Genomic DNA, 12,275 nt, shown 5'->3' with positions numbered 1-12,275 from the left:
CACGGTGCGTGACGGGGCTTACGGTCACCTCCACACGCGTAGATCCCGCGCGGGCTGCAGGCTGACGCATCGACAAAGGAGCAGCTCATGGCCGATGTTGTGCGTGCCGCACTGGTCCAGGCGACCTGGACCGGCGACACCGAATCGATGATCGCGAAGCACGAGGAGTACGCCAGAGCGGCGGCCGCGCAGGGCGCGAAAGTGATCGGCTTCCAGGAAGTCTTCAACGCCCCGTACTTCTGCCAGGTCCAGGAGCCCGAGCACTACCGCTGGGCCGAGCCGGTGCCCGACGGGCCGACCGTGCGGCGGATGCAGGATCTCGCCCGGGAGACCGGCATGGTCATCGTCGTCCCCGTCTTCGAGGTCGAGCAGTCCGGCTTCTACTACAACACCGCGGCCGTCATCGACGCCGACGGCACGGTGCTGGGCACCTACCGCAAGCACCACATCCCGCAGGTCAAGGGATTCTGGGAGAAGTACTACTTCAAGCCGGGCAACGCCGGCTGGCCGGTCTTCGACACCGCCGTCGGCAAGATTGGCGTCTACATCTGCTACGACCGCCACTTCCCCGAGGGCTGGCGGCAGTTGGGCCTCAACGGCGCCCAGCTGGTCTACAACCCCTCCGCCACCTCCCGCGGCCTGTCCGCCTACCTCTGGCAGCTGGAACAGCCCGCGGCGGCCGTCGCCAACGAGTACTTCATCGCGGCGATCAACCGGGTCGGCGTCGAGGAGTACGGGGACAACGACTTCTACGGCACCAGCTACTTCGTCGACCCCCGGGGCCGGTTCGTCGGCGAGGTCGCCAGCGACTCCAAGGAGGAACTGGTCGTCCGCGACCTCGACTTCGACCTGATCGACGAGGTCCGCCAGCAGTGGGCGTTCTACCGCGACCGCCGCCCCGACGCCTACGACGGGCTGGTGCAGCCATGACTCATGACCCCGCGAGCCTGTACGCCCGCCACCAGGCCGTCCTGCCCTCCTGGCTCAGCCTCTACTACGAGCGGCCCCTCGAACTCACCCACGGCGAGGGCCGCCACGTCTGGGACGCCGAGGGCAACCGCTACCTCGACTTCTTCGGCGGCATCCTCACCACCATGACGGCCCACGCGCTGCCCGAGGTGACCAAGGCCGTCGGCGAGCAGGCCGGCCGCATCATCCACACCTCCACGCTCTACCTCTCCCGCCCCATGGTCGAGCTGGCGGAGCGGATCGTGGCGCTCTCCGGCATCCCCGACGCCCGGGTCTTCTTCACCACCTCCGGCACCGAGGCCAACGACGCGGCCCTGCTGCTGGCCACCACGCACCGCCGCTCCAACCAGATCCTGGCGATGCGCAACAGCTACCACGGCCGGTCGTTCTCCACCGTCGGCATCACCGGCAACCAGAGCTGGTCCCCGACCAGCCTCTCCCCGCTGCAGACGCTCTATGTCCACGGCGGGGTGCGCAGCCGCGGCCCGTACGCGGAGCTGAGCGACGCCGCGTACACCGCCGCCTGCGTCGCCGACCTGGAGGACGTGCTCCAGCAGACCGCCGGCGGCGTCGCCGCGCTGATCGCCGAACCGGTCCAGGGCGTCGGCGGGTTCACCATGCCGCCGGACGGCCTCTACGCCGCGTTCCGCGAGGTGCTCGCCCGGCACGGCATCCTCTGGATCAGCGACGAGGTGCAGACCGGCTGGGGCCGCACCGGCGACCACTTCTGGGGCTGGCAGGCGCACGACGGCAACGGCCCGCCCGACATGCTCACCTTCGCCAAGGGCATCGGCAACGGCATGTCCATCGGCGGCGTGGTGGCCCGCGCCGAGGTGATGAACTCGCTCTCCGCGAACTCCATCTCCACCTTCGGCGGCAGCCCCGTCACCATGGCCGCGGGCCTGGCCAACCTCACCTACCTCCTCGAACACGACCTCCAGGGCAACGCCCGGCGGGTCGGCGGCCTGCTCATCGAGCGGCTGCGGGCGGTCGCGGCCGGACTCGACGTCGTACGGGAAGTGCGCGGCCGCGGCCTGATGATCGGCATCGAACTGGTCCGGCCCGGCACCGACGAGCACTCGCCCGAGGCCGCCTCGCTGGTCGTGGAGGCCGCCAGGGAACGCGGTCTGCTGGTCGGCAAGGGCGGGCAGGGCGGCTCCTCGCTGCGGATCGCGCCGCCGATGACGCTGACGGTCGCCGAGGCGGAGGAGGGCGCGGAACTGCTCGCGGACGCGCTGCGATCGGCCCAGGGCATGCTGGCCGCTTCATAGCCGGCACCGCCGCGGACCGGGGGCGGGGCCTCGTGGAGAGGGACGCCCCCGCTCCTGCGCGCTGCGCCCCGGCCCGACTCAGTCCGCCCCGGCCGCCGCGCGCACGGTCTCGGCCAGCAGGGTGAAGAAGCGGGTGTGCGCGCGCCGGCTGCACGGCGCCTCCGGGTTCCACGGCAGCAGCCGCGCCCGGGCCTCGATCGCGCGCCAGTGCCCGTCGGCCCGGAGCTCCTGGGGCCGGGCGGCGTTGGCCCGTACGTCCATGAGCACGATGTCCGGGGCCATCGCCGCGGCCTCCGCCCAGCCGACGGTGGACCAGTTCACCCCGGCGCCCGCGGCCGGCTCCAGCAGCCCCACGCCGTGCTCGGTCAGCGCCCGCAGGTCGGGCCAGGAGCCGGGCCGGGCCAGATGCACCCGCTCCGGTCCCGCCGGCGACAGCGCCAGCACCCGCGGCCGCTGCGCACCGCCGGCCGCCTGCCGCAGGGCGTCCTCGGCGGCGTCCAACTCCCATGCGGCGCCGAGGGGTTCGCCGCGCCCCAGCGAACCGGCCAGCGCCGCGAACCGCTCGCGCACCCCGGCCAGGCTGCGCCCCGGGCCCACCGCGAGGGTGACCACCGGGACATGCGCCTCCAGCTCCAGCGCGGTCTTCGGCTCCAGGCCGTAGACCTGCTCGCCGTCGTAGGTCACGGCCACGACGAGGTCCGGCTCCGCCTCCAGCAGGGTGTCCGGGTGCAGGGCGCCCCCCGATCCCAGATAGCGCAGCTCGGCGAGCGGCAGCTCACCGGCCTTGGCGGGGTCGGGGGCGGCGCCGTCGTGCTGGGACCCGAACAGCCCCACGGGACGTATACCGTGGTCCCACAGTGTCGCCGCCGCCTGTATGTACGCCACGATCCGCAACGGCCGCTCCCCGGCCACCACGAGGCGCCCCCGGTCGTCGGAGAACTCCCACGGTGTGCTGTGCTCCATGCCGCCCGCCTCTCTGCCTCGTCCGCCAGGATGCCGTGGCGCTCGCGAGGAATGGCCGCCGGCGTCGGGCGGATACCTGCCCATCGGGCCGCCCCCGCACCCCTCCGCCGGGCGGCGCGGCCGCGGCGCCCGGCCGCCGCGTTGAACCGTCCAGATGATCGTCGGCGCAACACGAAGGTCTCCGCTGATCAACGGTCACGGTATTGCCACGGTGGGTGACATGCTTCTACGGTCTCCTTCTCGACCGCGATCTACGGGTGTAGATCCGGTTGTGGCGTGGCGTCAGCGGAGCAGATCTGCCGAGGGGATGGTGCGCTTCGGGCTCCGCACTCCCGTGCCGCCGATGTCGCTGGTGTGGAAGGAGCAGGAATGGTGACGCGTACGGTCGTCCGGGGCGGACTGGTGATCACAGCCGCCGATGAGATCCATGCCGATGTGCTCGTGGAGGACGGCCGGGTGGCCGCCCTCGCCGCGCACGGCAGCCCCGGCGCCGAGAGCTGGGTGGAGTCGGCGGACCGCGTCCTCGACGCCACCGGCAGATACGTCATCCCGGGAGGCGTCGACGCCCACACCCACCTGGACTTCCCCTTCGGCGGGACCTTCTCCTCCGACAACTTCGAGACCGGGACCCGCGCCGCCGCCTGGGGCGGCACCACCACCCTCATCGACTTCGCGGTCCAGTCCCGCGGCAAGTCGCTCCGGGCCGGCCTGGACACCTGGCACGCCAAGTCCGACGCCCAGTGCGCCATCGACTACGCGTTCCACATGATCCTCTCGGACGTGAACGAGCACACCCTCAAGGAGATGGACCTCCTGGTGGCGGAGGGCGTCACCTCCTTCAAGCTGTTCACCGCCTACCCCGGCGTCTTCTACAGCGACGACGGACAGATCCTGCGCGCGATGCAGCGCTCCGCCGACAACGGCGGCCTGGTGATGATGCACGCCGAGAACGGCATCGCCATCGACGTCCTCGTCGAACAGGCGCTGGCCGAGGGGAAGACCGACCCGCGCTACCACGGCGAGGTCCGCCGGGTCCTGCTGGAGGCCGAGGCCACCCACCGCACCATCCAGCTGGCACGGGTGGCCGGCGCGCCGCTCTACGTCGTCCATGTCTCCGCCGAGGAGGCCCTGGCCGAGATCGCCCAGGCCCGTGACAAGGGGCTTAACGTCTTCGGCGAGACCTGCCCGCAGTACCTGTTCCTGTCGACCGACAACCTCGCCGAGCCCGACTTCGAGGGCGCCAAGTACGTCTGCTCCACGCCGCTGCGGCCCCGGGAGCACCAGGAGGCGCTGTGGCGCGGGCTGCGCACCAACGACCTCCAGGTGGTCTCCACCGACCACTGCCCCTTCTGCTTCCAGGGGCAGAAGGAGCTCGGCCGCGGTGACTTCTCCAAGATCCCCAATGGGATGCCCGGTGTGGAGAACCGGATGGATCTCCTCCACCAGGCCGTCGTGGAGGGCCGGATCAGCCGTCGCCGCTGGATCGAGATCGCCTGCGCCACCCCGGCCCGGATGTTCGGCCTCTACCCGAAGAAGGGCACCATCGCCCCCGGCGCCGACGCCGACCTCGTCATCTACGACCCCACCGCCCAGCAGACCGTCTCGGCCGCGACCCACCACATGAACGTCGACTACTCGGCGTACGAGGGCAAACAGCTCACCGGACAGGTCGAAACGGTCCTCTCGCGGGGCGAACTCGTCATCGACCGGCGGGAGTTCACCGGCCACGCGGGGCACGGCCAGTACATCCCGCGTGGCACCTGCCAGTACCTCATCTAAGGAGCGCCGCCGTGGACTTCGGAGTTGTTCTGCAGGCCGATCCGCCCTCCTCCGCCGTCGTGTCCCTGATGCGCCGTGCCGAACGCAACGGCTTCCGCTACGGCTGGACCTTCGACTCGACCGTGCTGTGGCAGGAACCGTTCGTCCTCTACAGCCGCGTCCTGGAACACACCGAGCGACTGATCGTCGGCCCGATGGTCACCAATCCCTCCACCCGCGCCCCCGAGGTCACCGCCTCCACCTTCGCCACCCTCAACGAGATGTACGGCAACCGCACCGTCTGCGGCATCGGCCGCGGCGACTCCGCGATGCGGGTGGCCGGGCGGCCGCCCAACACCCTGGCCCGGCTGGGCCAGTCCATCGGGGTCATCCGCGATCTGGCCGAGGGGCGCGAGGCGTACGTCGGCGACCACCGGATCAAGATCCCCTGGATCAAGGACGGCAAGCTCCCGGTGTGGATGGCCGCCTACGGGCCCAAGGCCCTCGCCATGGCCGGCGAACTGGCCGACGGCTTCATCCTCCAGCTGGCCGACCCCTTCCTCACCGAATGGATGATCAAGGCGGTGCGGACCGCGGCGAAGGACGCCGGACGCGATCCGGCCGACCTCACTATCTGTGTCGCCGCCCCGGCCTATGTGGGCGACGACCTGGACCACGCCCGCGAGCAGTGCCGCTGGTTCGGCGGCATGGTCGGCAACCACGTCGCCGATCTCGTCGCCCGCTACGGCGAGCACTCCGGCATGGTGCCCGACGAGCTGACCGCCTACATCGCCTCCCGCGAGGGCTACGACTACGCCCACCACGGCCGGTCGGGCAACCCGGACGCCGGCTTCGTGTCGGACGCGGTCATCGACCGCTTCTGCCTGCTCGGCCCGGCCGCCGCGCACATCGAGAAGCTGCGGCAGCTCCAGGCGCTGGGCGTGGACCAGTTCGCGCTCTACGCCATGCACGACGCCAAGGAATCCACCATCGACGCCTACGGAGCAGAGATCCTTCCCGCGTTCGCCGACTGAACGGGCGCCGGTACGGGGCGGTGCACACCGCCCTCGGCGCGGTGGCCCGCGAGTGCCCCAGCGGCCGTGGCGGCCGGCCCGACCGGCCGGGCCGCCACGACCGAGGACCTGCTGCGCCGCCCGGCCGCCGGGCGGCCCGCACCCGGACGAAAGGCCAGGCCCGTATGCCCGCGACCTCCGCACCCGTGCCGCCGGAACTCCCCATAGCGCCCTCGGGACAACTCACCGCCCCGGACGGCCGCGTCGAACCGGCGCCGGGCGCGATCGCCGCACACGGCCGGTACGTCAACGCCGACCTGCGCCCCGTGCCGCTCGCCGAACGCCGCTGGACCACCTACAACTTCACCGCCCTCTGGGTCGGCATGGCCCACAACATCCCGTCCTGGACGCTCGCCTCCGGGCTGGTCGCGCTCGGCATGGACTGGAAGCAGGCGGTGCTGACCATCGCGCTGGCGAACCTCGTCGTCCTCGTCCCGATGCTGCTCACCGGGCATGCGGGCCCGAAGTACGGCATCCCCTTCCCCGTCCTGGCGCGGGCGTCGTTCGGGCTGCGCGGCGCCAATCTGCCCGCGCTGGTGCGGGCCGCCGTGGCCTGCTGCTGGTTCGGCATCCAGACCTGGATCGGCGGCCAGGGCATCTACATCCTGCTCGGCAAGGTCTTCGGCGGTGACTGGGCCTCGGCGGCGTCCATCGGCGGCTACCCCTGGACCCTGTGGCTCTGCTTCCTGGTCTTCTGGGTCGTCGAACTGGCCATCATCCACCGGGGCATGGAGACCCTGCGCCGCTTCGAGAACTGGGCCGCGCCCTTCGTCCTCGTCGGTGCGCTGGCGCTGCTCGGATGGATGGCGGCCAAGGCGGGCGGGTTCGGCCCGCTGCTGGACCAGCCCAGCGCACTGGGCTGGGGCGCGCACTTCTGGCCGGTCTTCTTCCCGTCCCTGATGGGGATGATCGGCTTCTGGGCGACGCTGTCCCTGAACATCCCCGACTTCACCCGCTTCGGGGCCGGGCAGCGGGCCCAGGTCTGGGGGCAGTCCCTGGGGCTGCCGACCACGATGACGGCGTTCGCCCTGCTCTCCGTCCTGGTCACCTCCGGCTCCCAGGCGGTCTACGGGGCGCCGATCTGGGACCCCGTCGCCCTGGCCGGCAAGTCCGACAGCGTCTTCGGCCTGCTGTTCGCCCTGGTCACGGTCCTGATCGCGACGATCTCCGTGAACCTCGCCGCCAATGTCGTCTCGCCCGCCTACGACCTGGCCCACCTGGCACCGAAGTTCATCAGCTTCCGCACCGGCGCGCTGATCACCGGTGTGGTCGGGGTGGTCATCCTGCCGTGGAAGCTCACCGCCACCCCCGAGCTGTACATCTTCACCTGGCTCGGGGTGGTCGGCGGACTGCTCGGCACCGTCGCCGGCATCCTCATCGCCGACTACTGGATCGTCCGCCGTACCGTCCTCGACCTCGCCGGCCTCTACCGCCCCGGCGGCCCCTACTGGTACACCGCCGGCTGGAACTGGCGGGCCGTCCTCGCCTTCGTCACCGGCGGACTGCTGGCCGTGGGCGGCTCGTACTCGCAGCCCGGCAAGGGCCCCTTCCCCGCCGACGGCCTGGTCCCCCTCCTCAAGCCGCTGGCCGACTACGGCTGGGCGGTGGGCCTGGCCACCGCGCTGACGCTCTACACGCTGCTGATGGTCAGGGAACGCGTGCGGTCCACTCCGGGGTGGTGAACTTGGTCCGCACGAGGTCCTGGGCGCGGGCCAGTTCCCCGTCGGTGATCCCGCCAGGAGTGAGGCAGTAGCGGGCGCGGAAGGAGCCGATCATCTTCTCGATGACGGTCTCGCGGGGCAGCCCCGTCTGACGGCGCAGCGGATCGACGCGCTTCCCGGCGCTCCGGGTGCCCTTGTCGGAGAGCTTCTCCTTGCCGATGCGCAGCACGTCGAGCATCTTGCCGGCGTCGATGTCGTAGGACATGGTCACGTGGTGCAGGACCGCGCCCGGTCCGCCGCCCGGCCCGACCACCCGCTTCTGCGCGGCGCCGGCGACCTTCCCGACGTCGGTGGCGATGTCGTTGAGCGGCTGGTACCACGCCTTGATGCCCATGTCGCCGAGCGCGGCGAGGACCCAGTCGTCGAGGTAGGCGTAGCTGTCGGCGAACGAGAGGCCCGAGACGAGCGCTTCGGGGACGGCCAGGGAGTAGGTGATGGTGCTGTGCGGTTCCACGAACATGGCGCCGCCGCCGGAGATCCGGCGCACGACGGTGATGCCGTGGCGGGCTGCGCCCTCGGGGCTGACCTCGTTGCGCAGCGACTGGAAGCTGCCGATGACCACGGCGGGGGAGTCCCACTCCCAGACCCGGAGCGTCGGCGGACGCCGGCCCGCGGCGACCTCGGCGGTGAGCACCTCGTCGAGCGCCATGTGGAGGGCGGGCGGCTGCGGGCCCTCGTGGATGAGCTGCCAGTCGTAGTCGCCCCACCCGGTGGCCTGCGCCAGGGCGCGGCGGACGGCGACGGCCACCCCCTCGGTCGTGATCCCCAGGAGCACCGCGCCGTCGGGCAGGGCCCGGTCGACGCGGGCGGCGAGGCCGGCCGCGTCGGTGTGCGCCGGGGCGCCTTCCAGGGCCGCGTCGATGGCGAGGAGGGCCTCGTCGGGTTCCAGGAAGAAGTCCCCGGCCACCCGTACGTTCCGCAGGGCGCCGCCCTCGACGTCCAGATCGACCACGACGAGCTTGCCGTGGGGGACCTTGTACTCGCCGTGCATCGTGCTGCCTCCCCGTAGCGGCCACCGGGCCGTGAGCCTGCGCCCTGTTTGCCCCACATTAACCGAGCCGTGCGACAGGCCGCCCCGGGCGTCAGGCCGGGGAACCGGCGGCGGACTCCCAGAGCTTGGTGAGGTAGGCGATTCCGCTCTCGACGCTCTCGTTGCGGGTCTCGAAGGCGATGATGCCCTGCCAGTTCCGGGCCCGGACGGCGTCGGTGATCTCGCGGACGGACAGCGTGCCCTCGTCGAGCGCGAGATGGGCGTCCTGGTCGCCGCCGTTGTTGCTCAGCGACAGGGCGGCGATCGACGACGAGAACTTCTCGAACGCGGGAGCGGCGGCCGACTGGTTCACGTTGGCGTGGCCGACATCCAGGATGAACTTGATGCCGGGTATCGCGTCCAGCGCCACCGCGAAGTCCGCCTCCCGTGTGAAGACATACGAGAACGGGCGGAACTTCGGGTAGTAGGAGAGGTTCTCCAGCCAGACCTCGACCCCCTTCTCGGTCGCCTCGGCGACGACCTCGGCGAGCAGTGTGAGGAACCGTTCGAGCGCGGCGTCGCGGTGCGCCTTCGTCGGGCGGGGCTCGACGAAGGCGCCGCCGTGGATCACCAGCGAGGTCGCCTCCAGCCGTGCGGCCAGGTCGATTTCGCTGCGCACGTACTGCAGGGACGCCTCCCGCACCTCCGGGATCTCCGAGGCCAGCGGCGCCCGGAAGTTGCCGTGCAGGATGGGGGACAGGCCCTGGTCGGCCGCGGCCGCCGCCAGCGAACGGCTGCGCTCGCCGGACCAGTTGTGCGGCATGTCCGCCATCAGGCTGGCGTCGATGTACCAGTGGCTGCACCCCTCCTCCTGGGCCGCGGCCAGTCCTTCCTCGGCGCTCAGATAGCGCTGGACGGCGACGCCGGTGGCAAAGGGCAAGGACTGTGTGTACGGCGAACTGCTCACATTGCACCCACTTCGGAGAGGCCGGCCTTTGTGCCGCCGAGCCGGATACCTGAATGTTGTGCGCACTCGGTACGGTGCGGACGGAAGGGCAAGATCTGCGGCCAGTGTAGGAGCGCCGAAATCCGGTGGAACGGCAGAACGGGCGGTAGATCGGGGGTAGTTCGGCACGGCCGGCGGCGGAACGCCGGGCTCCGTACGCGAGTTGGTGGGACGGGTGGGGGCCGGTCCCCGCGGGGACGCGAGGGCATCCGAGAGCATCGGGGCGCGCGGACGGGAGGGGCGGTGGGAGTCCCGCCGTCCCCGAAGGGCAGTGCCGGGAACTTCGGGGACGTCGGCCGTATTCCGGCGGGTCTGTATCCGCGGCCCGGATTTTCGCCGCAGTGCGCGTGCTCGATAATGCGCCGACGGCCGTATCGCCGGAATTCCGGGGAGTCGGGATTCATCAATTCCGGCGGCAGCGTCGATGAACGTGACGGGTGAAAAGGGGTAGCCCGTGGAGAGGGATCGGTCGGCACCCGTCCCCGAAATTTTCTGCCTTCGACCGAAAAGGACCCTACAGATCTCTCCGCGGTCGGGCAAGGGATTTATGGGCGGGGTGTGCGGGTGCTCGTCGGTGCGGAATTCACCTCGGGCAATTGGTGTGAATCCCTTTATTCCTGCCTATGCACGTTGATTTCCGGTGGACAGGAGGGAAACCCCAGGTGGGGGCGTTCCTCCGTGGGGGTGTGCGGAGGGTTTCCACTGGTGGGGTCCGGTGTTGTGCGGGCGCCGCTATGTCGTGGCTCACCTCCTGGGGAAAACTCCCGAGGCTGTCGGAGGGCGTGCCTATAGTCGTCAGTCGTCGGCCCCACCCGTCGTTCTGCCGACTTCACCGGGGCCGCACATTGCCAAAACTTGTCCAGAATGAGTGTTGACCAGGGGGGATCGTGCAGCAAGAAGGATTTCTGCGGTCGGGCCGGGCCGTTTTGTGCAGTCCTGCACACCGTTTGCCGGGACGTACGTAAGCAACCGTTGATGCCTGGTGCGGCCGGGTGTCGACGAGAGATGTGAAGAGCCGTCACCCCCACCCACGGTGACGGCCTGTCGGCTATGAAACACCCCTTCATGGAGCGATCTCGATGGTTGTCGCAGTCAACGGTGAGGAATTTGGACAGCAGCTTCGAAAGTTCCGGGAGCGCACTCGGCTCACCCAGACCGAGCTCTCCGGACTGTCCATGGTCAGCGTGCGGGCTGTCCGGAATCTGGAGCAGGGGCAAGTGGCGGTTCCGCGCCGGGACACGGTCCGGCTGCTCGCGGACGCCCTGCGGCTGACCGCGCAGGAGCGCGTCGTCTTCGAGCGGGCCGCCGGGTGCGAGGCGGGCGAGGCGATGTTCGAGTCGCTCACCCTGTCCCCCACGGCGGCGGCCCGGCCGCTGTACGGCCGCGAATGGGAGGTCGACACGGTCCTCCGGCGCGTACGGAGCGGGTACGAACGCGTCACCGCCCTCACGGGGTTCGGGGGCGTGGGCAAGACTCATCTGGCCACCGCGGTGGCCCATACACTCCGTTCGCTGAACGGCGTGCCCACACTGTGGGCGTCCCTGCGGCACGAGGCCGCGCAGTCGCCGGCGGCGTTCCGCGGGCCCGCGGCGGACGCGGCCCGCGGGGCGCGGGTGCCGGGTCCGCCCGGCCACCGTCCGGGGGACCGGGGAGAGCGCATCGAGTCGCTGCTGACCCGCGAGGACGGCAGCGTCGACCAGCTCGTGCGGCTCATCGGTGACCGGCATGTGCTGCTGGTCCTCGACGGCAACGACGCGGGGCAGGTGACCCGCCCCACCCTGTGGGCGCTGCTCCGGGAGTGCCCGAAGCTCCGCATCCTCGAAACGGCGCGCACCCCGCAGGGAGGGCCGGAGGACTACCGGCTCGCCCTGCGCCCGCTGTCCGTCGCCGCGACCGCCGCCGGCCGGGAGGAGACCGCGGCCGCGCCCGCGGTGGCCCTGCTGGTCGAACTGATCACGGACCTCCAGCCCGAATTCCTCCTGGACGAGGCGACGTTGGCGGTCTGTGCGGAGGTGAGCCGGCGGCTGGACGGGCTGCCGAGGGCCCTGGAGGCGGCCGCCTCCTGGTTCACCCTCATCTCGCCCGAGGAGATCGTGGGCATGGCCCGAGAGGAACCTCACCTGCTGGCGACCCACCCGGGGGACCGTACGGACGTGGCGAGCACGGTGCGGGACGCGGTGGCGGCGCAGCCGCGCCCCTATCGCGACCTGCTGGTCAGGCTCAGCGACTGGCCGGGGGCGTGGACCGTGGAGAAGGTGGTCGCCAGCATCGGCATCCCGCGGGCCCAGGTCGCCCGTGCCGTCCACGCCTTTCTGCAGTGCGGCCTCATCATGAAAGTCGCCTCCTGCGGTGACAACCTTGTCCGGTTCACGCTCCTCAACGTCATCCGCACCTACCTCCAGGGGCCGCCCGGGGGAGCGGTCCCTCAGGTGGGGGCGTAATCGCGGGCGGTGCGGGGGCAGTTGTCCTCGGAGGAAGTGCCGCTGCGGGGTCCCGGGCCCCGGCAGTGGCTGAACCTCCCGGAATCGGGGCCGCGTTCGCGCC

9 protein-coding genes are annotated in these 12,275 nt (G+C 71.0%); 6 read left to right on the top strand and 3 right to left on the bottom strand.

The annotated features are described in order from the left end of the window. Positions 1–87 precede the first annotated feature (87 nt). A complete protein-coding gene (locus tag AB0411_RS02170; protein WP_366415253.1) occupies positions 88–930 on the top strand; it encodes a nitrilase-related carbon-nitrogen hydrolase in 843 nt (280 codons plus the stop codon). Then, positions 927–2,240, top strand: coding sequence for an aspartate aminotransferase family protein (locus AB0411_RS02165; protein WP_366415252.1), 1,314 nt, complete (start codon positions 927–929; stop codon positions 2,238–2,240). Before AB0411_RS02170 ends, AB0411_RS02165 begins: the two co-directional genes overlap by 4 nt. A gap of 78 nt (positions 2,241–2,318) precedes the next feature. Here the strand turns inward: AB0411_RS02165 and AB0411_RS02160 are convergent, their stop codons facing one another. Continuing rightward, entirely contained in the window at positions 2,319–3,203 is an 885-nt protein-coding gene (locus AB0411_RS02160; protein ID WP_366415251.1) for an ABC transporter substrate-binding protein, read from the bottom strand. Positions 3,204–3,572: 369 nt separating this feature from the next. Here AB0411_RS02160 and hydA point away from each other — a divergent pair, with 369 nt between their 5' ends. The 3 genes from hydA to AB0411_RS02145 all read left to right on the top strand — a co-directional run bounded on the left by hydA (position 3,573) and on the right by AB0411_RS02145 (position 7,716). Further along, the gene (gene hydA / locus AB0411_RS02155) at positions 3,573–4,982 is read left to right on the top strand and encodes a dihydropyrimidinase (protein WP_366415250.1); all 1,410 of its coding nucleotides are present in this window, start codon (positions 3,573–3,575) and stop codon (positions 4,980–4,982) included. Positions 4,983–4,993: 11 nt separating this feature from the next. Further along, the gene (locus tag AB0411_RS02150) at positions 4,994–5,995 is read left to right on the top strand and encodes a TIGR03842 family LLM class F420-dependent oxidoreductase (RefSeq protein ID WP_366415249.1); all 1,002 of its coding nucleotides are present in this window, start codon (positions 4,994–4,996) and stop codon (positions 5,993–5,995) included. A gap of 164 nt (positions 5,996–6,159) precedes the next feature. Next, positions 6,160–7,716, top strand: a complete 1,557-nt coding sequence (locus tag AB0411_RS02145) for an NCS1 family nucleobase:cation symporter-1 (RefSeq protein WP_366415248.1) — start codon at positions 6,160–6,162, stop codon at positions 7,714–7,716. Here AB0411_RS02145 and AB0411_RS02140 read toward each other — a convergent pair. Both AB0411_RS02140 and AB0411_RS02135 read right to left on the bottom strand, forming a co-directional pair. Continuing rightward, a complete protein-coding gene (locus tag AB0411_RS02140) occupies positions 7,682–8,746 on the bottom strand; it encodes a lipoate--protein ligase family protein (RefSeq protein WP_366415247.1) in 1,065 nt (354 codons plus the stop codon). The genes AB0411_RS02145 and AB0411_RS02140 overlap by 35 nt on opposite strands. A gap of 91 nt (positions 8,747–8,837) precedes the next feature. After that, the gene (locus tag AB0411_RS02135) at positions 8,838–9,665 is read right to left on the bottom strand and encodes a sugar phosphate isomerase/epimerase family protein (protein ID WP_366415246.1); all 828 of its coding nucleotides are present in this window, start codon (positions 9,663–9,665) and stop codon (positions 8,838–8,840) included. A gap of 1,145 nt (positions 9,666–10,810) precedes the next feature. Between AB0411_RS02135 and AB0411_RS02130 the strand changes: the two genes are divergently transcribed. Continuing rightward, positions 10,811–12,172 (top strand): helix-turn-helix domain-containing protein, encoded by a 1,362-nt coding sequence (locus AB0411_RS02130; protein ID WP_366415245.1) that lies wholly within the window; start codon positions 10,811–10,813, stop codon positions 12,170–12,172. Positions 12,173–12,275: the final 103 nt, after the last annotated feature.

Origin of the sequence: Streptomyces angustmyceticus (genome assembly GCF_040701845.1) — a bacterium.
GTDB lineage: Bacteria > Actinomycetota > Actinomycetes > Streptomycetales > Streptomycetaceae > Streptomyces > Streptomyces angustmyceticus_A.
Note: the sequence above shows the minus strand (reverse complement) of the source record. Positions and strands in the feature narration are given on the sequence as shown.